Origin of the sequence: Paenibacillus sp. 2TAB26, assembly GCF_052115145.1 — a bacterium.
Lineage (GTDB): Bacteria > Bacillota > Bacilli > Paenibacillales > Paenibacillaceae > Pristimantibacillus.
Window position 1 is genome coordinate 87126 of record NZ_JBFRGC010000012.1, and the last position, 20717, is coordinate 107842.

Sequence of the window (20717 nt, forward strand, 5' to 3'; positions counted from 1 at the left end):
ACGTAATGAGAGCAAAAGTATTACGCAAGACAATAGTAATTGCATCCATTATAACGCTGCTAGGAGGGGGACTACATAGCGGTTTTGGTCAAAAAAACCATGTCTTTGCAGTAGATGAAGCATCGCCAAATGTTATCGTTGAAGATTTTGAAGATGGAATCTCAGATGTGAAATTTAATCCTAAACGCATGTATGATGCTACGCTGCACTTGGAGAACAACAAAAAGCATGTAAGAAATGGACAATATTCAGCTAGAATTGATTACGATATGATTGGCATCGTAGATAACCCTTCTCAAATTGAAGTCGGGTATAAAACAGGAAATATTCCAGTAACAGGCTACCCTACTAAAGTAGGGATGTGGGTTTATGGGAACAATGAAGGACATTTGCTAACGACAAAATTTAGAGATAAAGGCGGATCTTCATTCCAGGCAGAATTTTATGATGAAAATCAAATGGGTGTAGACTGGTCTGGATGGAAATATATTGAGGCGGATGTGCCGCAGGGAAAACCAGGTCCGATCGTCCTTGAATTGTTTTTCCAATTGAAACAATCGAATATGAGCAAGAAAAATAAAGGCTCGATTTGGGTAGACGATATTACCTTTATCTATAAGGAACTTGATGAGGATAAAGAAGTTCCAACCATTAAACCTATAGCCCCTGTCCCAAATGAAGTATTAAACGCTCCGCTTGATACATTGAAGGTTGAACTGGACGATAACGGATCAGGCTTGGATTTGAATACATTATCTGTTCTTTTGGATGGTACGAATATAACGGATAAAGTGGACTATTCTGAAAATACAAAGGTATTAACCTATCCAGGAAAATATGTGGATGGCGGTTATCATGAGCTTGTGATTGAAGTGAAGGATAAGGTAGGTAACCCGGCAGGGAAAACATTCACCTTCACAGTGAATGCAGGAGAACGATTGTTCATGGCTGCTAACAAAGAAGCAATAAGCAACGAAATCTACTCTGTGCAGGTAGGTATCAAAGATTATTTGAATGCAGATCGTGCGGAATTTGCTTTAAATTATGATAAAGGTATCCTTCAAGTTGAAAGCATTACTCAGGCGACTGGAGTTGCCCTAACCTCAGAAATTGATAATGAGCACGGGATGGTTAAAGTAGCACTTAATAACGTAGCAGCAGCCCATAATTCCGTTACGGTTAATTTTAGAGTGAGCTCTCATGCCGCGCTGGAGCGTGGTGAAGCTTACAAGACCATAACCATGAGCAATACAAATCTTTCAGCTGGCGAAGTTCAGACTAGCTCACCACTCGCTGCTCCTATTCACTATACCATCGCATTTCCATATCAGCTGGAAATGACGGGAGTTGGTTTAGGCACACCTTCTACATTTACAGTATTAGACCATGTGGGCAAGCCGTATGAAGGTGCGGACATTGTTTTCATTGGATTATTAAAGCAAAGCTCAGTAGTTACCGTTAACACCGTAACGTCTAATGTATATGAGGATGACGATACGTCTTCTGAGGTATTAATGGTTGCAAAAGCTGGTGAACGTTACTATGCTTCTGCAAAAGCTGAAGATGGCTTATTCGAAATTATTTTCGCAGATGGCCAAACAACAGGTTATATTTCTGAATCGGATGTTAGCAGTCAGTTATTGAACAGCAGCCTTGGTAAAACAGATGCTAAAGGACAATTAACGACAGACCTAACTACATTGGCACTTGGAACCTATCAGGTTCAAGCGGTCAATGGTGATAAAAACAGCAAGGTTGTCAATTATGAAGTCGTGGAGCAATATGGTACAGATACACCTCAATATGTTCAAACCTATGTGGCAGAAGATATGTCTTCTGAGCTGAGCGCTGCTTGGCAAACAAAGCCAGACCAAACCGTTACTTATCTTGAATACATTGAAGCTAATGAATGGGGAACAGGAGAAAGTCCTGATATCAAACGTGTAAAACAACATCAAGCTGAGAGTGAGCTTCAAGTGCTTAGTATGAAGGAAAATGGAACGAAGGGTGAAATCCGGTTTCATAATGCTCTGATTGAAGGTTTGAAAGCAGATACCGCCTATAAATATCGTGTAGGTTATGAGGGCAATTGGTCGGCGTGGTATGAATATTCGACAGTTGATCAGAATAAATCAACACCGACCTCATTTTTGTTTATTACAGATTCTCATACGAATCAATCACAAGGCATACAAGCCTATCAAGAACTAATGACTAACGCTTTGAAACAACATCCATCAACACAGTTTATTATGCATGGTGGAGATATGGTTGATGTAGGCGGCGCATTTGAAGAATGGCAGAAATTCTGGCAAGCATCTGCAGTCTACGCAACAAAAATTCCAACTGCTCTAACATTGGGTAATCATGATGTGAAGAGTGAAGGGAAAGAAGTATTCACGAAAGGGGCGAATTTCCCAACGAACGGACCAGAATCTCAGCTTCAATATGCTTACTCTTATGAGGTTGATGATACTCATTTTGTCGTATTGAACTCAGAGGGTACAGAGGAACAAATGATAGATCAAGCAGCTTGGCTCGAAGAAGATTTAAATAAAAATGATAAAAAATGGACTATCGTGATGTTCCATCGTCCTGCTTACCATACAGAAAATGGTCGAGAAACTCTTGTTGAGTATACACAAACGTATTTTGCACCTATTTTAGAAGAGAAAAAAGTTGATTTGGTTCTAGTAGGTCATGATCATGTGTATGCGCGTACCTATCCAATGCAAGATGGTAAGCCCAATAAGGATACAAATGAAGGTACCGTTTATCTTGATGGTGGTGCATCGGGCTGGAAATTTTATGATGGTACGCAATATAATTATTTGAAACATATCTTTGATGAGGACGTGCCAGTATATTCCGCTATTGAAATTACTGAGGACGGGATTCATGTGGAAGCACGTACAAGTGCGGGGAATAAGATCGATGAGTTTACTGTCGTGAAAACAACGGGAGTTGAGCCGACTCCAACACCAACGCCAACACCAACACCAACACCAACACCAACACCAACACCAACACCAACACCAACACCAACACCAACACCAACACCAACACCAACACCAACACCAACACCAACACCAACACCAACACCAACACAGAAATCTGCTCCTGCTTTAAAATTTACGGACGTCCCAGCATCTTCGTGGAGTGCTTTAGCAGTGGAGCGTGCTGCTAAGATGGGGATTGTAAAAGGCTATAGTGATGGTTCTTACCATCCCAATGAAAATGTAACTCGCGCTGAGTTCGCCACGATGCTTGCAAAAGCTTTTGGTTTAACGAGTTCAAACGGTGCTTCTTTCTCTGACACCAAGGGGCATTGGGCCTCAGAAGCGATTGCAGCATTGCAGGCTAATGGGATAATTACAGGTTATAGTGATGGTTCTTTCCATCCTAATCAAAAAATTTCCCGTGCTGAAATCGTTGCAATGCTTGCTCGATTGACGAACTATGTTCCTAGCACAACCAATCCGTTCTCGGATGTAGTCACGAACTGGGCTTCTGAACCAATTAATGCTTTTGCTAATGCAGGTATCGTAAGCGGTAAAGGCAACGGATTGTTCAAACCAAATGAATCTGCTTCCCGTGCCGAGTCAGTTGCGATGATTATTCGCTTGTTGGATAAATTACTTGAACAATAAGTAAAGTTAAAATAATTGTAGTGTTGTATAACCAAGGCTCGCCATCAGCATGTGAAACCCCGACCTTAAGAGGTCGGGGTTTTTGCTTGTAGGAATGTAATGTATCTTGATTGCTCCGCATTATAATCTCTTCAAACTTCTTAATTCTGTACTTTTATGATTGTTCTGAACGTTGTTCTGAACTGCTTTGTTTTGATCTACTTCCTATCCATAATATAACTAAAGAGGTTATTGCAAAAAATACGGATAACCCCAGCAGTATGACGAAAAAAGATTGATCAAAAGCTAAGCGCCCAGCCGCTTTCAACGCTTCGGATGCCTGAACAGGCAACCCATCGGCAACCAACAGCGCTTCGTCCAGGCTGTCTTTTACATTGGCAGGAACCTGAAGTCCCTCGGGGATATTCATAGCGAGCGTATACACTAGACCAGAAATGCTTCCGATGATTGCAATCCCGGACGCCCCGCCGACTTCATAGGCCACTTCCTCAATTGAAGCCGCCATCCCCGCTTTTTCAGGTGGTGCATAACTCATGATCGAGTGAGAAGCTGCCGTCATTCCTGCTCCCAAGCCTGCTCCGAGGAGTGCTAGTCCAATCATTTGTCCAGCAAGGCCGGAATTAAATTGAAAGACATAAATCATCGTTCCCAAAGCGGCAGTCAGAAGTGCGAGGCCTTTGATATATATCACATTATAGCGATGCAATATCTTACCGATCAGCGGACCTGCAATAAGAGCCGTCGCCGGTACGCTTAGCGTGATCAGACCCGCTTGCAGCGGACTCATTTCTACCACTAGTTGAAGTCGCTGAGTCACAATATACTGAACTCCGAGCTGTCCAAATAGACCGACTAAAGCTGTAATACAGCCTGTCATAAAGGGAGATATTTTAAAGAGTGACAGGTCGAGCATCGGGTTTGGGCTTTTGAGCTGACGACGAATAAAAATAATCATTGCCACGATCCCGATAACGGCGGCAATAGCAGCAAGCATGGGAGACCCTTCGCGCTTTGCAAATTCTTTAATAGCAAAAACAATCGCCACCATGGAAATCATGATCTGAATGGAGCCGGTAAGATCCCACTTCGTATTCTTATTGCCTTCATGCTTCGGAACATATACCAGCGTCAAAACAAACGCTAAGATCGCGATTGGAACATTGATCAAAAAGGCGGCACCCCACCAAAAATGCTCCATAAGCAGTCCGCCTACAAGGGGACCAATTCCTGCCCCTCCAGAAGCAATGGAACCCCAAATGCCGATCGCAAGTCCGAGCTCACGCGGGTCGGTAAATGTGACTCTAATGATGGATAATGTAGCAGGCATCATCATGGATGCCCCAACAGCAAGGAGTACCCGTCCTACGACCAACACAGACGGAGTTGGAGCAAAAGCCGCTAAGAGAGAAGTTGCCGTAAAAACGAGCAATCCAAGGGCGAATATTTTTTTATGGCCGTAACGATCTCCCAGAGCACCCATCGCCGGGAGCAGACCTGCCATAACAAGCGAATAACCGTTCAGAATCCATAATTTTTCCGATGCCGAAGCACCCAGATCGTAAGTTAAGCTTGGCATAGCTGTATAAAGAATCGTCGCATCCATAACTATGAGCAAAAGAGCGCTTGAGACAACTGCCAGAACGATCCAACGATTGAAACGATACATCTTTCTTTCCCCTCCACGTCAAACTAATCTAACAACCTTCTGAATTAACTCTAAACTACAGGGTTACCCTATTGTCAAAGCCAATTTCATTAGGTAAAATTTAGCGGTAGTCCATGTATCGGTTTATGGGATTTTCAGACTCGGAGGAATACACAATGTCGGATATTAACGGTCGCTACCTCACGATCAGCAAACTGGCCAGCATAAGCGGGGTTACAAAGCATACCCTTCTTCACTATGACGAGATCGGGCTCTTAAAGCCTGAATTTATTCATGTAAATGGATATCGCTATTATTCTCATCGCCAATCCTATATTTTGGATATTATTAATGTGCTTAAGAAGGCTGGGAGCTCTCTTCAGGAAATCAAAGGTTTTATTCAGAACCGTAACGCTTCCAATCTCATTGAGCTGTTTAATCAAAAGCATCATGAATTGGAAGCAGAGCTGCTTCGAATTAAACGGATGCAAAATATTTTGCAAAATGCCATTCAAATGACGGAGACATCGATGGAGACGTTGCGGGACAATCCTTCTATAGAAGAATGTGAAATGGAGTATTTAATTGCGACGCCGCTCGAACAAGGGGACGAAGAGGAATTTGCTGTTAAGTTAAGTGAACATCGCAATTATTGTGAAAAACTTTTTATCAATCACGAATTTCCAATCTGGGCACTTATAAGCAAAGCAAGTTATGAATCCAGCACCTTTTCTTGGAGCCATGTAGGAAATAGGATTAAAGCGCCGATTTTGGGAGACAGAATGCTTATCAAGCCCAAGGGTTTTTATGTTGTTATGGACCATCAAGGCTCTTACGAGAGTATTTCAGAGGCTTGCTCCATTATTAAAAAATACATTGAGCGCAAAGGGTTGAAAGTATGCGGGAATGTGTACGTAATGGATTTGCTCAACTACTTCTCAGAGATGGATTCGGATAGTTATGTTGTTCGGGTCTCCGTTGAGGTTACTGATTAGAACATGCTTGCGAATTATGCGCCTAATGACTTCGGGATGATATATAGTAGAAAAATAAGCAACAATCTTTGAAGGATAGTATTTGATCTTGTCGAACTGCTTAAAATAAGGAGGGCGGCTTAATGCGGATCGATGATTTTATTGGACATGTAGTCGTTGTAGAGTTAGACTCAACAGTTACCTATGAGGGTGTTCTTCTTGATGTTAAAGATCCTGAATTCACAGATTATGTAAAAGTGATTAATGCACAAAGTACGGATTGGTTGCCGAGGCAAGAAATTTATAAAATTGTTCCGGTTTATCCCAAACGCTTTATATCTGAGGAATGAAATTAGAATGCAAATAATAAGCCATTTTAGCAATGTTAACAGGGCTAAGATGGCTTTTTTATATCCAGATTCATTAAAGTTTGAATAGTCGTTTGATTCCATAGTATTTGGACTATAGCTCGTCAATCGCTTGAACAACTAGTCTCAACGCCTTAAGTCTTCTTTCTAAGAGCGTTTTTTGTGGACTACCAGGCTTCGACTTCATGTAACTATTCTCAACGGAAGGGGTTAAACCCAAAAGAACATCGCGAGCTTCTACTAAATCTTTTTGTGTGTATAGATGAGGTTTTTGATTCCAAACATTCTCTAAAATAGCTAAGCCAATGTAAACAGCATTAAGTCGTTTCTTTACTAATGTAGTATTTGCGCCGCTTTGAGTCATCTGGGATAAGGCGTTCTCGAGTTTATTGATTGTAGATTGCAAAGATTTTAATGATTCGAACTTATCAGCTTCAGATATATTTTCCATAGTTACCGTCCCTTCCTCGCTTCTGAATTGATATATTTGGTCCTGTCTCTAATAGCTCCTCTAGTAACATACTCAACATTAATGCAATTTCTAAATTATGTCTATCCTAGCTCTTGATTGGAGGTATTCATGGGGAAAACGGAGTGCAACAACGGAATCAATCAGGACAATTTCTTAACATTTGATGATTGCACAAATATATTCTTCTGGACGACTTCCGTTTTTTTGACTGTAAACTGTAACTTTAGTTCGTCTGATTCGTGATTAGGGCAGGGGGGAGAAAATGAAGGGAAACCATCTGGATGATATTTACCAGCTTTATGTGCAGGATGTCTATCGCTACTTGCGCTCCCTCTGCTACGACCATCATACGGCAGAAGATTTGATGCAGGAGACCTTTTACCGGGCATATCTTTATTTGGAAAATTGTCAAGACGAGAAGATCAAGCCATGGTTATTCCGGGTTGCCTATAATGCTTATGTGGATTACAAGCGCAAGGAGAGCCGCACAACACTGCAGACCCCTGATTATTTTCAGCGTCTTGCAGATCACCATACCCCGGAGGATGAACTGTTGCGTCAGGAGCGTTGGAACGAAATCGGGCGGTCTGTATCCGGATTGCCGGAAAATCAGCAGCAGGCGATGCTGCTCATTGATTTTAACCAGCTTACGTATCAGGAGGCTGCAGACATTATGGATATCCGATTATCACATGTGAAGATTTTGCTGTTTCGAGCACGGCAAGCATTACGGGGACAGGGTAGAAAGGGGGAGGGATCAGAATGAGTGAGGATTTCAAACGGAAGTTACAGGATTATGCTGAAGGCAAGCTCACTGATGAAGAGCGTGAGGAAGTAGAGCGTGAAATGGAGAAGATGGAGGTTTATCAAGCTTATTTGGAGGAAGTTGTCACACAGTCAGACCAGAAGCATTCCCGTGAGGGGGAGGATAGACAGACGACGCGTAATCGCATACCTCCATTAAAAGAAGCCGTTATTATCCGACGTGGCAAATGGAAGGCTCGGGTGATGAATGTCTTTACGGTACTATCAGTCCTACTAGTGCTGACTGTGATTAGTATGATTATTACTGGTGTATTTTACGGGAGCGGCACGCCGGACCGGATGAAGGCTTACCGGGATGTTGTGGAGTCAGCGGTCGCTGTTTCCCATCCCAATCTGAAGGTCAATATGAATGGAACAGGCAATGCTTTTTTTACAATGGATTTTACAGGGAAGCTGAATAAGAGAGTTGGTGACGAAGAAATTGGTGTAGCAGATTTTTCGATGCGGTTTCTGTTGAATCTAGCCTCGGCTCCGCAGATTACTTGGCAGGGAAACATTATAGGGGGCAATAGTATTTTCTATCATCCCGATTATAAACCAGCAAATCAAAGCGAACAGCAGGAGACTAACCGCCGGGAAGAAGAGCGCTTTAACCATAATGAGTGGATAAAGCTCGAGAAGCTCCCAGAGGGAACTGTGGCAGAAGCTTATCTATCATTGGACCGGTTATTCTCGACAGATGAGCTATTAAAGCAATTCGAGCATAAGAACATGGATCCAGTCTGGTTCGCGGTGGATACCGGTCTTGATCCGAAGCAAGTTGATAGCGGCGGAGCGATTACAAATCCAGTGGGTTTTCCATATTTTCCGATCTGGCAATCTGATGATATGACGGTGGACTTTTACTCAGAAGAAAAGACAGGGTGGTTCGGAAAAGTGGTGTCCAGTGGAGGATCTTATCCATCACTCGAATCCTATGGAGACGGGGAAAAGAGGAATGGTTACTTCAAGAAAACCTTATACATGCTACAGAAAAATAAAGGTATTTCAACCAAAGTAGCTCCTTTTCTACAGTTAGATCACACAATCGATTATGTGGAAAAAAATGGTGTAAGGCTGTATGGAGCTGTTATTACCGGTCCGGTCAAAGAGCTGCTAAAGCTGCGTGAGGAGCCGTGGGTCAGAGATATAAGGGTTGGTGAAGTACAGCTATGGAACTGGCAATCGCGCGAGTAGTGTAGAAGATGTAAAAAAAGCAAGCAAGAAGAAGAACAATGAACATCATCCATTATCGTGAAGAAGATCACTACGGGCTTATTCAGACAGGACGATCTAGGCTGGTCGGCTCACTTTCACTAACATATGGGTGATATGAAGCCATAGGAATCTAACAAAAAGATTGAAGGCTCTGCCGGGAGTAATTACCTGTGGCAGAGCCTTTATGTATTATAAGCTTAGTTGACAGCTGTTAACGTTGTCTCATTGGCATAAAGAAGAGCGGCAAGCATTGGCTGAAGCTGGGCAAATCAAGATCGAAATCCTTTGGATAAACGAGGTGGCCGCTGGTTCAGCGGACGGGCAAATGAGGCTGTTCTGACTAACATTCGCTGAATATTGAATCAATTCTTCTTCTTTTTGAAAAAACCAAATAACACTGCAAAAATAATGACAACGATTAAGAAACCACTCAATGATATCACCCCTTTTTGGAATTATAGCACGATCTGCACGATGGATAGGAGTGAATAAAAGCCAGGATTGAATATTGAATGACTTGGGAGGAAGGGCTGCCTAATGGGAGGGCTGAGAATATTGCACTGTCCCGGCAGCAAGTGGAGCATGGAGTTATCCGTCCAGAACAGAAACTGGATAGCGGCTTCTTAGGGGCTTTGTGTTGTCATTTATTTGTTATCCATGAACATAGCAATGGTTAGAGTTGCATCTTTAACTAAATCGAAGAGGCTGTAAGGCAGTTTGAAACACTGCTTTATGGCCTCTTTGTGTATGCGGCTTTCTTAACTCATGTTTTAGCACTAATGCTAACAGAAGAACATTATAGGATATCGATAGGATCGATGATTTTATTGTGTAAAAAACAAGGATTGACACCAAGAAAAATACATCATATCATATCAACATAAAGATATGATCATTAAAAAAATTGGAGGTTTTCAAGGTGAAAATTACGGACGTAAAAGTATGGTTGGTTGAAGGCATCAAATACAATTGGACGATGATTAAAGTGTATACCGACGAAGGCCACACGGGGGTCGGGGAAGCGACGAACTGGCCGGGAAGCCCGATTGTCGAAGCTGCCGCTAGGCATGTAGGCGAACGAATCATCGGTCTTGATCCGATGAAAACCGATTTTATTTGGACGAAATTGTATCGCGATTTGAACTGGGTAGGACCATACGGAGCAAGCCTATGCGCGATTAGCGGAATTGACATGGCGCTGCTTGATTTAAAAGGAAAAGTACTTGGCGTTCCATGTTACGAACTGCTCGGCGGAGCGTTCCGCACGGAGATTCCGCTTTATGCAAATTACTGGTTTACGGGCGGCGGCCATAATGCGGATGATTATGCGGCACAAGCTCTCAAAGTGAAAGAAGCTGGCTTCGGAGGGCTGAAGTTCGATCCTTTCGCTCACACCAACTATTTATACGGAGAGGACTTGTCCAGCAATCTTTCTTTGACACCAGAGCTTCAGCAGAGAGCATATGAAGTCACGAAAGCCGTTCGCGAAGCGGTAGGATACGAAATGGATATGATGATCGAAACACATGCCATGTTGAACTTCAAAACGGCAATCACGATGGCAGACAAGCTTGCGGAATTGGATATTACGTGGTATGAAGAGCCTGTAGGACCCGAAAGCGCCGAAACATTAAAGGCCGTGCGTGAAAGGCTAAATCCTCGGGTTTCGATTTGCGTAGGGGAACGCCACTATACCAGATACGGAATACGTCCGATTCTCGAGAAGCAATTGGTCGATATTATAATGCCGGACATTACGCGATGCGGCGGCCCATCCGAGATGAAACGAATGGCGACGATGGCGGAAGCTTACAATGTGCAATTGGCACCGCATAACCCTAACGGTCCACTCTCTACGCTGGCGAGCGCTCATGTCTGCGCTTCGGTTCCGAACTTCTTCAGGCAGGAATTTATGTTCAATGATGTTCCATGGAGAGACGAAGTGATCGATCATCCGATTGAAGTAAGGCAAGGACATCTTGTGCTATCGCGCCGTCCGGGACTTGGCGTTGATTTGGTCGAAGAAGCTATGGAAGCGCATCCGGGTGTTCGGGAAGCAAGACAAGGGTTCTATGTTTAAACGGAAATTCGGCTTATGAAATCTATGGACCTCATTACGTTCAGCGTTCATGGAGATAACGAAGGATCGCCAATGAATGAGGAAGTTGTGCGTTATATGGATAGAAGCCTGTCCGAGCGAGATGTAAATAGGTAGAAAGCGAAGGTACCGCAATGATAAAATCGGTTCAATTGCAGAAGCTCAAAGAATCGGGGATTGTCGCCGTTATTCGCCGTCCTAAGCCCCAAGATGCTCTGCATATCGCAAATGCATTGGTTGAAGGCGGCGTAGGCGCTTTGGAAATTACGGTAGACACGCCGGGCGTTTTCGATTTGATTGCCCTTTTGAAGGGAAAATTAGGAGAGCGCGCATTGGTGGGGGCCGGCACTGTTTTAGACGCGGATACAGCGAAACAGGCTATTCTTGCCGGCTCCGATTTCATATTCTCTCCCATCTTGGATATTGACACTATCCGGTTAACGAACAAATATGGTAAGATCTCGATCCCGGGAGTGATGACCCCAACCGAAATCGTAATGGCCCATAAAGYGGGGGCTGACTTGATCAAAGTATTTCCTGGCAATGCGCTTGGGGTCGATTATATCAAAGAGCTTCAAGGGCCTTTGGGACATATCCCGATGATGCCGACTGGAGGGGTGACGATGGATAATGTGGCGCAGTTCATACGAAACGGGGCCGTTGCCGTCGGGGTTGGTGGCCATTTAGTGAAAAAAGATGCTATTAAAGCCGGGCGGTTCGAGGAGTTGAGAGATACGGCAAGAACGTTCGCGCAGCTTATTCAAGAAGCTAGAAGATAAGGAGATTACCAAATGACACTTAACATTGATTTGAGCGGCCAAGTCGCTATCATGACGGGCGTATCCGGAGGTATCGGGTTAGGGGCGGCACGCATGCTAGCCAAGGCAGGGGCTACAATCGCAGGCTGCGCACGCAAGAGCAGCCCGGCATGGGAGCACTTCCAAAAGGAGCAGCATGAATCGGGGAAGCCAAGCCTGTTTTTGGAGGTAGACATCACCGACGACGAGGCGGTTCGCCATTTCGTGAGGCAGACGGCTGAGGTGCTTGGAGGAATTGATATTCTCGTTTCGAATGCCGGGGCTAACGTGTTTGCTAATGCGACGGACTGCAATGCGGATTTATGGCAGCATAATATGGATCTCAATCTGAGATCCCATTGGTTTATTAGCCAATGCTGCAAATCAAATCTGGAGCAAAGCAAAAACGGTGTGATCATCATTATGACGTCGAATCATGCCATTTCGACAATAGCTGGCTGCTTCCCTTACAATGTAGCCAAAACTGCGCTCACGGGACTCGTTCGCAGCCTTGCGATCGAGTGGGGACCTTCTGTTCGGACGGTTGGCCTCGCTCCCGGATTTATTGACACGCCTGGCAATGATTCATGGTTCCAATCCTTTCCCGACCCGCAAGCGGAACGGGCGGAGACGAAACGACGGCATCCCGTCGGGCGCCTCGGAACGACTGAGGAGATCGGTGCTTTCTGTGCGTTTCTTGCCAGTTCTTATGCGGCGTTTGCCTCGGGTACCACTTATGTAGTGGATGGCGGCCGTACGGCGCTGTTGCAAGATTAAGCTCATTAGCGGGGCTGCTCCACACACATTGAAGGAGGAAAATGAGCAATGGGGAAATCGATTTCGGGCATTGTACCGATCGCAGCCGCGACCTTTACGCACAACGGTCTTCTAGATGAAGACAGCTTTCAGCATTTAGTGCGGCATTTGCTTGGCACTGGTATTTCTGGATTGACTTTGTTCGGCTTGGCAACGGAATTTTATAAGCTAACCGATGAAGAGAAAAAAACGATGCAACGGATTCTGCTAGCAGAAACGTCAGCGCATCCGACTGTGGCTAGCATGATCTCCGTGACAGATCACTCCGCTGAAGTTGCGGAATACAGGGCGAAGCTAGCAGAGCAGCAGGGGGCGGATGCGCTTATGCTGCTGCCGCCATTTTTCCTCCAACCATCGGAGCATGCAATCATGGAACATATTCGTAGAGTCGTTAGCGCCGTCTCGATTCCGGTTATCGTTCAATACGCGCCGAGTCAGACAGGTGTAAGGCTGTCGCCTGATGTGTTCGTTCGGCTAAAGGAGCAGCACGATAATTTGCAGGCAATCAAAGTCGAAACGCAACCTCCGGGCCGTTACGTAGGGCAATTGCTGGAAAGCTCGAATGGAAGGCTTGGTGCTTTGGTCGGGTACGCCGGCGTACAAATGCCTGATGTGCTTATGCGGGGGGCAAGCGGCATTCAACCCGGATGTTCGTTCTCTGAGGTGCATGTGGAGCTGCTGCAACTCTATCAAGTGGATCATAAGGCGTTTTTGAGCTTGTTTCATCGATTGCTACCGTACATTTCTTACTGGATGCAAGGGGTAGAATTAATTATTAAAGCTGAGAAAATCATTTTGTACAGACGAGGGTTAATTGCCTCCGACTACTGCAGAACACCGGCATATGGAATGGATAAACAGGAGCTAGAACAAATCGATAGTTTTATGAATGAGTTCGGAGCCTACTGGAAGGCTTAGAATAGATAAGGACTCTTGGATGCATTGATCTTTCCACTGCCCGTACGGTATGATGGGGACAAAGTCAAGATGAATGAGGAGAAGAGTGCCACTTTGAAGAAACTTGCACATGAATCGATTCTCGAGCAGATGAAAGCACATATCGAATCGGGAGTCTGGAAACCGGGGACTCGTTTGCCTACACTGAAGGAGCTCGCTGAAGAATTTTCGCTTAGTGTGACGGCCGTGAGGGAAGCGCTTCGCATTCTTGAGAGCCAGAGAATTATTAGCATCGAACATGGAAGAGGCATATTCGTCAGCAACGAACCGGGGCTGCTTGGGGATGCTGGGCATAAGCTGCGCGAGATGGGGAACAGCTCGTTGCTCCAACTGCTTGAAGCAAGATTAGTGTTGGAGCCCGAGCTCGCTTACTTCTGCGCGCATCGGGCGACTCCTTCGCAGGTGAAGCAGCTAAAGGAGCTTGCCGAGACAATGGAAGCGCAAATGATCGGAGGAGGAGACTTCTTTACAACCGATCTGCGATTTCATCAATTGATTGCAGAGGGTGCGGACAACCCGGTTCTTGCCCAAATGCTGGCAGCTGTCACCGATTTGTCTGCCGCCGGAAGGCGGGAGACGAACAAGCTTCCGAATATGAGAGGCAAGGCGGCGAGTTATCATAATCTAATTGCCATAGCCATGTTGGAACGTCAAGCTGAGCAGGCAAGAGAGATCATGAAGGCGCATATTGTGGATATGATGACGTCGGTGAAGGAACACGTGAAGATTCGTTAAATCGTGGAATGAGCCCCAAGTGTGCGCCGGTATTCGGATGGCGTCTGTCCGACCATGGTCTTGAAAATCTCGTTAAAGTGGCGAAACGTCTTGTAGCCTACTAGCTCAGCTACCTCATAACTTTTGTAGTGTAGTTCGGCGAGCAATCCCTTACTTCGTTCGATCCGAACTATGTGGATTAAATGACTTAGGCTGTGACCTGTTTCCTCCTTAAATAATGTGCTGAAATAAGAAGAACTCAAATGAACGCGGCTAGCGATGTCGCGGACGGTGAGTTCTTTTTCGTAGTTGGCTTCAACAAATTGCACCGCCGACATGACCCAGGGGTTCGTGGACTGGATGCCGTATTTGGCACTATGCACTTCGCCGCCTGCACCAACTTCGGCGGAACTACCAGCTGCGGATACATTGTCGATGGCCTTCGAAGCGCGAGTCAGCGTTTCAATAATAATCACGGGGTCGCATGGCTTTAAAATATAATCCATAACGCCTGCTTTGATCGCCGAATAGGCATAATCGAATTCCGCGTGTCCAGTAAGCAGAATGACCTTTACGTGCGGCCACTTGCTTGTTATTTCACCGCATACCGCAATGCCATCCATTCCCGGCATCCGTATGTCGGAGAGAACGATGTCCGTGCTATTGGCATTCAGCCATTCCAGTGCTTCGCTCCCGTCGGGAAAGTCGGCCACAATCCGGAACAACGGCGATCGGTCGATGATGCGGCGCAAGCCTTGGCGGATATTGATTTCGTCGTCAATGAGGACAACTCTAGCAACGTTCATTGGCATTGGCTCCTTTCAAAATCGTGCAAGGGAACGTAATTGTTATTTTTGTGCCAACACCGAGCTCGCTTTTGATTTCTGCTCCATACGCTTCGCCATAGTGAAGCCGGAGCCGGTCATGTACGTTAAGCAATCCAAGCCCCTTTTCTGTCTGACGATCGTGCGTAATCCGCTTCTTTTTGAGCAACGATCTCAGCTTCTCCTCCGGAATGCCCGCACCGTCATCGGAAATGACGATCGTCACGTTGTCCTGGCTTAGAAGGGCATCGATGCGAAGCTCCTTTGCCGATTTCTTCGGCTCAATGCCGTAAGTGATTGCATTCTCGATGAGAGGCTGAATGAGCAGCCGCGGAATAGTGCAGTCAAGCAACTCCTTCGGGACGTTGAAATAGGTATGGAAACGCCCGGGGTATCGGTATTGAATGATCGAAATATACCGCTTAATATGGCTTAATTCCTCATCCAGCGTGGTCATAGAGGTGTTGGGATTAAGCGCATACCGTAGCATCTGTGATAAATCCAAAATGACCTGCGAGGTTTTCGATTTGCCCTCCGATTCCAATCCCCAAAAAATGTTGTCGAGCGTGTTATAGAGAAAGTGGGGATTGACTTGTGCCTGCAGCGCCCGCAGCGTTGCTTTGCGCTCCAAGTCCTGCTTCTCGTACACCTCCTGCACTAAATATCGAAAGTTTTCAACCATGTATGTAAAGTTCTGGGCAAGCTGCTCGCTCTCTTGATTGAAAAAGCGTTGTTGCTCTACCTTTACTTTAAAATTACCGAATGCAACTAGCTTCATCTTGCTGATGATGTTTCTTATAGGACGCGTAAGAAACGAAGCAAACAGAGTCGAAAAGACGATTGTAGCCAAGATGAGCAAGGCCCCCACCCAAAGGCTCGTATAATAAACCTTGCCCAAGCCTCGCGTCAATTCACTTTGCGGGGTAATTGCGACAAGAAGCCAACGTGTATTCGGAACTTCATAAGACGTGAACAAGTAGCCGTGATCCAAGTATCCGCTATGCTGTCGGAGGATATCTGGAAGGGTAGGCTGGCTTGCGAACAATGTTTTTATTTGTTCGCGATTTTTTTCGTGTAAATGATTTATGATAGCTTCGCCGCTGTCGCTAACCAATATCATCGACGTCAACTGCGATTCATTACCGCTTTGCAATATATCTATAATATCTTTCGAATCGATCGTGTAGGTTAGGTAGCCTAATACTTCGTTAGGCCTTTGCAGGTTCATCACTTCACGCGTTCCGCTAAGCGTAAACGGTGTACTGGCTTGACAAAGCGGTGTTTCGGTGACTGACCAATACGAGGCGCCGTCTAACGCTTCCGCGCCGAGTTTCAAGGTATCCGTAGTAATGGTTTGAAAACAAATGCCGGAGGCTACGGTTTCGTTCTGCAAGGAATGAAGCTCCATATACGAGATGACATTTGTATCCACGAACGCTACGTTAAGCGAATCTCGTATTGAGCTGAATTTAAGAGGATTGACTGAACCGGTACGCTTGGCATCAATTAATGCTTTCTGCAGCAGCTTATTTCCGACGGCGTTGTTCGTCGTATCATGGGCAAGCTGAAGGAACCGATTGAGATTTGAGCCGGTTTGATCAAGCGCAAGATTAATGTATTTATAGGAGTTGTGTTGAATCGTGCGGGTCGATTGCTGAATGGTTGCGTAGGTTAGGACAACCATGGACACGATTACGAGCGCGATGCCTCCCAACGATAGTTGGTGCTTCAATTGTTTCCATGGCAGACCTGATGATAACGACCTGGCTATGATACATCACCTGCTCTGCATTCGGATTGTGAAAGCGCCCTCATTATACCACTATCAACAAAATACGAGCAATACCTATACGCAAGAGCGTAAATTCAAGGATTTTTTCGAATATTTACGTCTCTTGTAGGAAATATACATCCATATTACGATGATAATAGACTTGACAACCTACCTGATTAAGTAACAAATGCTATTTTCAGGTTATTGTAGGGGTCGACCAAAATAGGGGAGTGAACAAGGAATGAGAACTAGAAAATGGGTGAAAGCAAACATTGTCTTCCTTCTTAGTTTAATGATCTTAGCAGGCTGCAGCAGCAACTCCAACCTTGTTACGGAATCAGAGGGTAATAAAGGAGCAAGCAAAGGGAATCCGGTCGTCATCAAAGCTTGGTATCACCAATACGGAGAGAAGGAGGCCGTCGATTTTCTCAACAGCTGGACGGAGGAATTTAATCAGAGCCAAAGCGGGATCAAGCTAGAGACGACGATCGTTGCGGGCGGCGTACAGGATTACTATTCCAAGCTGAGCACCGCGTTCGCGAGCGGAGACGGCCCGGATCTCTTCGAAATGGATGCCGCAGACTTTACCAAATACGTAACCTCGGGTATCGCCGCTCCGCTGGATGACCTGATCTCAGGAGAGGTACGCAAAGATTTCAACGAAAAGGCTTTGGCCGGTAATACCATCGACGGAAAACTGTACGGGGTGCCATTTGTCATCGATGCAATAGGATTGTATTACGATAAAGACGTATTGTCTGAGGCGAATATTCAGCCGCCAACGACATGGGCCGAACTTCGCGACGCTGCCCAAAAATTGACGACGCCGGAACGAAAAGGCTTAACAATCAGCCCGGTTCGCGGCGGTTATCAAAATTACGAGTTCTGGCCGTTCTTGTGGGCGGCAGGTGGCGATGTTCTTGATGAAAGCGGAACCAAGTCAGCTTATGACAGCGATGCTACCCGCAAAGCACTTCAATTATATCGTGATTTGGCGACTGACGGTTCCATCTATACAACGCTTCAAACCGATAGCTGGGATATCAACTATTTGCTCAGCGGCAAAACGGCTATGCAGCTTTGCGGCATTTGGGCGACTCCATCGATTGAAAAGTCGGGTAAAAACATTGGCTTGCTGCCATACCCCGCAGTAGACGCGCAAGGAAAACAGACGGCTACGTTAGGGGGTTGGAACATGATGGTCAATTCCAAAGGAAAGCTGGCAGAGGCTAAGGAAGTTATTAGCTGGTTCTGGCTCGAGGGGACGGACCGTATGGGTCAATTCAATACGGTTGGAGGCTTTCATCTTGCACCGCGCACAACGGTGCTGGAAGCGAAAAAGGACATTTACGAAAAACCGCTATACAAGGATTGGGTAGATTCGGTTGTACCGCTTGGACGAAAGGATCTGTCTTTACCGCCTGAAGTGGTGACAGCAACGAATGACGCTGTGCAGGAAGCGTTATTCTCTATGGACCGTGATATCGATTCGATCGTGAAAGACGCAAATAAAAAAGTTGAAGAAGCACTTGTCAAATAAATTTACAAAAAGGGCAAGCAAGCGCGGCAGCATGCCGCCGCGCTTGCACACAGAATAGAGGGATAGCATGAACAAACTCAAGAGATTCGGCAAGGAGCAATGGACGGCTTATTTATTTTTATTCCCTGCGATGCTTCTGCTGCTTGCGTTCGTCTTTTTACCGTCCATGTATGCATTTTTTGTTAGCTTGCACGATTGGAATCTGCTTGGCGGCAAGAAGTTTATCGGTCTCGGCAACTACATTCGGCTAGCGGAAGATGATTATTTCTGGAACTCGCTGAGGCGCTCGGTTTTTTATGCTTCCATCGCCGTGCCGCTCGTCTTTGTTTTTTCGTTCTGTCTCGCGCTGATCGTTCGCCATCTAGGCAGATGGAGCAACTTTTTCCGTACAGTGTTTTTTTTTCCGAACCTAATCTCGACGGTTATTAGCGTGCTTCTGTTCCGTTTCATTCTCGAATCGGCTCCGTCAGGGCTGATGAATTATGTTATTGGCTTCTTCGGCTTTGACCCCGTATCTTGGCTGGGGACGACGGAAGGTTCGTGGTTCGGTCTCATCAATGTTTTTTTCTGGACGTCGGTCGGTTTCTACATGCTTATTATGCTGTCTGGGCTGCTTGATATACCGGTCGATTACTACGAGGCGGCGTATATAGACGGGGCCAACCGCTGGCATTCGTTCTGGCGGATTACCGTGCCACAGATGAAAAATGCAATGGTTTTCGTTTTTATCGTCAATATCATTAATGCGTTCCAATTTTTTGACCTGTTCCTTCTGATGACGAAGGGCGGACCGGCAAGGTCGACCGAAATCACGGTGCTGTACATCTACAATCTTGGCTTTGGCGAATTGAGACTCGGATACGCTTCGGCAATATCGTTCCTACTGTTCCTGCTTGTTTTCTTGCTCACGATCTTGCAAGTCAAACTATTTCGGGTTAATCAATCAGTCAATCAATAGGAGAAGATAGATATGAGAACTAAACGACCTTTCTTGCTTCTGATAGCAATTGTATTTTCGATAGTTTCGCTTGTGCCTACTCTATGGATGGTGTCAGGATCGCTCAAGTCGCTTGACGACTTTAATCAGTATCCGCCTAGTATTCTTCCACAACAGCTCCACTTTGATAATTTCGCGAGGTTGTTCAACTCTTTTAACTTCGACGTGTACTTGGTCAATACTTTATATGTAACTGTCGCTATTGTTTTCTTGTCCGTGCTCGTTAACGCGATGGCCGCCTACGCACTGGCAAGGCTGTACTTTCCGGGACGCAATATGATTTTTTTATTCGTCTTAGGTTCCATGATGATTCCGTTCGCGACGTTCATGATACCGTTGTTCATGATTATTCGGGAGCTTGGGCTCATTAACAATCTTTGGGGCATCATCGTCATCGCGATTGCCCATCCGTTTTCGATTTTCCTGCTGCGTCAATTTTATATGAATTTTCCGAAAGAGCTGGAAGAAGCCGGGAGAATCGACGGGCTTGGTTTAATCGGCATATTTTTCAGACTGATTGTGCCTACTTCGAAGCCGATTTTTACTACGGTTGGAATTCTCGTTTTTATCTGGAACTGGAACAATTACGTGTGGCCGCTTATCGTAACGAACGATAAATCGCTTTGGGTGCTGCAGCTCGGCATTACGAGTTTTATGAGCGAGCATTCTGCTGAATTCCAAATGGTAATGGCCGGTTCCGTCGTGGCGATCATGCCGGTTGTTATTTTGTTCTTTGCTTTGCAGCGTTACATCATCGAGGGGATATTATCATCGGGTATCAAAGGTTGATAAGCGAGCGATACTTGATTCGCATTGGAGGTAGGTGGAGACTTCAATTGCAAAGAGCTGAATCATTATAAACGGCCGACAGGGTGGTGGTTACCCCTTAAGGGGAGCTTAACCGCTTATCATGGATGAATATGTAATCGGCCTGTGATCTGTTTTGTTCCATAGAAGAACAAAACAGATCACAGGCCGAACTTTTTTGAAAAATGAATCTATTAAATCCCATTTTTGTACCGTATATTCAAGAACTTATTTCAATAATTACGGGATGCCTTTCATCATG

The 20717-nt window shown here is 45.4% G+C and carries 17 protein-coding genes; 13 read left to right on the forward strand and 4 right to left on the reverse strand.

Going from position 1 to position 20717, the window contains the following annotated elements; all coding sequences use genetic code 11:
• Nucleotides 1-5: 5 nt before the first annotated feature.
• On the forward strand, nt 6-3650 hold the full coding sequence (locus tag AB4Z50_RS15440) for an S-layer homology domain-containing protein (RefSeq protein WP_441880354.1): 3645 nt from the start codon (nt 6-8) through the stop codon (nt 3648-3650).
• A gap of 154 nt (nt 3651-3804) precedes the next feature.
• Here the strand turns inward: AB4Z50_RS15440 and AB4Z50_RS15445 are convergent, their stop codons facing one another.
• Nucleotides 3805-5316: an MFS transporter gene (locus tag AB4Z50_RS15445; RefSeq protein WP_441880356.1), complete on the reverse strand. Its 1512-nt coding sequence runs from the start codon at nt 5314-5316 to the stop codon at nt 3805-3807.
• Between the two features lie 155 nt (nt 5317-5471).
• Here AB4Z50_RS15445 and AB4Z50_RS15450 point away from each other — a divergent pair, with 155 nt between their 5' ends.
• Complete coding sequence (locus AB4Z50_RS15450; protein ID WP_441880357.1) at nt 5472-6290, forward strand: MerR family transcriptional regulator; 819 nt, start codon at nt 5472-5474, stop codon at nt 6288-6290.
• Nucleotides 6291-6412: 122 nt separating this feature from the next.
• Complete coding sequence (locus AB4Z50_RS15455) at nt 6413-6619, forward strand: hypothetical protein (RefSeq protein WP_076267682.1); 207 nt, start codon at nt 6413-6415, stop codon at nt 6617-6619.
• Nucleotides 6620-6731: 112 nt separating this feature from the next.
• Here the strand turns inward: AB4Z50_RS15455 and AB4Z50_RS15460 are convergent, their stop codons facing one another.
• Nucleotides 6732-7088, reverse strand: coding sequence for a hypothetical protein (locus AB4Z50_RS15460; protein WP_441880359.1), 357 nt, complete (start codon nt 7086-7088; stop codon nt 6732-6734).
• Between the two features lie 283 nt (nt 7089-7371).
• On the opposite strand from AB4Z50_RS15460, the gene AB4Z50_RS15465 reads away from it, so the two are divergent.
• The 7 genes from AB4Z50_RS15465 to AB4Z50_RS15495 all read left to right on the forward strand — a co-directional run bounded on the left by AB4Z50_RS15465 (nt 7372) and on the right by AB4Z50_RS15495 (nt 14534).
• The gene (locus AB4Z50_RS15465; protein WP_441880361.1) at nt 7372-7875 is read left to right on the forward strand and encodes a sigma-70 family RNA polymerase sigma factor; all 504 of its coding nucleotides are present in this window, start codon (nt 7372-7374) and stop codon (nt 7873-7875) included.
• Nucleotides 7872-9110 (forward strand): anti sigma factor C-terminal domain-containing protein, encoded by a 1239-nt coding sequence (locus AB4Z50_RS15470; RefSeq protein ID WP_441880363.1) that lies wholly within the window; start codon nt 7872-7874, stop codon nt 9108-9110. Before AB4Z50_RS15465 ends, AB4Z50_RS15470 begins: the two co-directional genes overlap by 4 nt.
• Before the next feature lie 940 nt (nt 9111-10050).
• Entirely contained in the window at nt 10051-11211 is a 1161-nt protein-coding gene (locus AB4Z50_RS15475; protein ID WP_441880365.1) for a mandelate racemase/muconate lactonizing enzyme family protein, read from the forward strand.
• Nucleotides 11212-11363: 152 nt separating this feature from the next.
• Nucleotides 11364-12008 carry a bifunctional 4-hydroxy-2-oxoglutarate aldolase/2-dehydro-3-deoxy-phosphogluconate aldolase gene (locus AB4Z50_RS15480; RefSeq protein ID WP_441880367.1) on the forward strand — a complete coding sequence of 215 codons (645 nt, stop codon included), beginning with the start codon at nt 11364-11366 and terminating at the stop codon, nt 12006-12008.
• A 12-nt stretch (nt 12009-12020) separates the two neighbouring features.
• Nucleotides 12021-12803 (forward strand): SDR family NAD(P)-dependent oxidoreductase, encoded by a 783-nt coding sequence (locus AB4Z50_RS15485; RefSeq protein WP_441880369.1) that lies wholly within the window; start codon nt 12021-12023, stop codon nt 12801-12803.
• A gap of 48 nt (nt 12804-12851) precedes the next feature.
• A complete protein-coding gene (locus AB4Z50_RS15490) occupies nt 12852-13760 on the forward strand; it encodes a dihydrodipicolinate synthase family protein (protein ID WP_441880371.1) in 909 nt (302 codons plus the stop codon).
• A 93-nt stretch (nt 13761-13853) separates the two neighbouring features.
• On the forward strand, nt 13854-14534 hold the full coding sequence (locus AB4Z50_RS15495) for a FadR/GntR family transcriptional regulator (RefSeq protein WP_441880373.1): 681 nt from the start codon (nt 13854-13856) through the stop codon (nt 14532-14534).
• Here AB4Z50_RS15495 and AB4Z50_RS15500 read toward each other — a convergent pair.
• Nucleotides 14531-15319 carry a response regulator transcription factor gene (locus AB4Z50_RS15500; protein WP_441880375.1) on the reverse strand — a complete coding sequence of 263 codons (789 nt, stop codon included), beginning with the start codon at nt 15317-15319 and terminating at the stop codon, nt 14531-14533. The genes AB4Z50_RS15495 and AB4Z50_RS15500 overlap by 4 nt on opposite strands.
• Nucleotides 15306-17021, reverse strand: coding sequence for a histidine kinase (locus tag AB4Z50_RS15505; RefSeq protein WP_441880604.1), 1716 nt, complete (start codon nt 17019-17021; stop codon nt 15306-15308). Before AB4Z50_RS15505 ends, AB4Z50_RS15500 begins: the two co-directional genes overlap by 14 nt.
• 331 nt (nt 17022-17352) lie before the next feature.
• On the opposite strand from AB4Z50_RS15505, the gene AB4Z50_RS15510 reads away from it, so the two are divergent.
• From AB4Z50_RS15510 to AB4Z50_RS15520, 3 genes are all read left to right on the forward strand, one after another.
• Complete coding sequence (locus AB4Z50_RS15510) at nt 17353-18651, forward strand: ABC transporter substrate-binding protein (RefSeq protein ID WP_441880377.1); 1299 nt, start codon at nt 17353-17355, stop codon at nt 18649-18651.
• 67 nt (nt 18652-18718) lie between these two features.
• Nucleotides 18719-19609 (forward strand): carbohydrate ABC transporter permease, encoded by an 891-nt coding sequence (locus AB4Z50_RS15515; protein WP_441880379.1) that lies wholly within the window; start codon nt 18719-18721, stop codon nt 19607-19609.
• A gap of 12 nt (nt 19610-19621) precedes the next feature.
• Nucleotides 19622-20437, forward strand: a complete 816-nt coding sequence (locus AB4Z50_RS15520) for a carbohydrate ABC transporter permease (RefSeq protein ID WP_441880381.1) — start codon at nt 19622-19624, stop codon at nt 20435-20437.
• Nucleotides 20438-20717: the final 280 nt, after the last annotated feature.

Coding starts and splice junctions, on each gene's coding strand:
- AB4Z50_RS15455 (WP_076267682.1), top strand. CDS start 6,413: ATGCGGATCGATGATTTTATTGGACATGTAGTCGTTGTAGAGTTAGAC.
- AB4Z50_RS15460 (WP_441880359.1), bottom strand. CDS start 7,088: ATGGAAAATATATCTGAAGCTGATAAGTTCGAATCATTAAAATCTTTG.
- AB4Z50_RS15500 (WP_441880375.1), bottom strand. CDS start 15,319: ATGAACGTTGCTAGAGTTGTCCTCATTGACGACGAAATCAATATCCGC.
- AB4Z50_RS15445 (WP_441880356.1), bottom strand. CDS start 5,316: ATGTATCGTTTCAATCGTTGGATCGTTCTGGCAGTTGTCTCAAGCGCT.
- AB4Z50_RS15515 (WP_441880379.1), top strand. CDS start 18,719: ATGAACAAACTCAAGAGATTCGGCAAGGAGCAATGGACGGCTTATTTA.
- AB4Z50_RS15510 (WP_441880377.1), top strand. CDS start 17,353: ATGAGAACTAGAAAATGGGTGAAAGCAAACATTGTCTTCCTTCTTAGT.
- AB4Z50_RS15505 (WP_441880604.1), bottom strand. CDS start 17,021: ATGGTTGTCCTAACCTACGCAACCATTCAGCAATCGACCCGCACGATT.
- AB4Z50_RS15450 (WP_441880357.1), top strand. CDS start 5,472: ATGTCGGATATTAACGGTCGCTACCTCACGATCAGCAAACTGGCCAGC.
- AB4Z50_RS15485 (WP_441880369.1), top strand. CDS start 12,021: ATGACACTTAACATTGATTTGAGCGGCCAAGTCGCTATCATGACGGGC.
- AB4Z50_RS15440 (WP_441880354.1), top strand. CDS start 6: ATGAGAGCAAAAGTATTACGCAAGACAATAGTAATTGCATCCATTATA.
- AB4Z50_RS15490 (WP_441880371.1), top strand. CDS start 12,852: ATGGGGAAATCGATTTCGGGCATTGTACCGATCGCAGCCGCGACCTTT.
- AB4Z50_RS15520 (WP_441880381.1), top strand. CDS start 19,622: ATGAGAACTAAACGACCTTTCTTGCTTCTGATAGCAATTGTATTTTCG.
- AB4Z50_RS15465 (WP_441880361.1), top strand. CDS start 7,372: ATGAAGGGAAACCATCTGGATGATATTTACCAGCTTTATGTGCAGGAT.
- AB4Z50_RS15470 (WP_441880363.1), top strand. CDS start 7,872: ATGAGTGAGGATTTCAAACGGAAGTTACAGGATTATGCTGAAGGCAAG.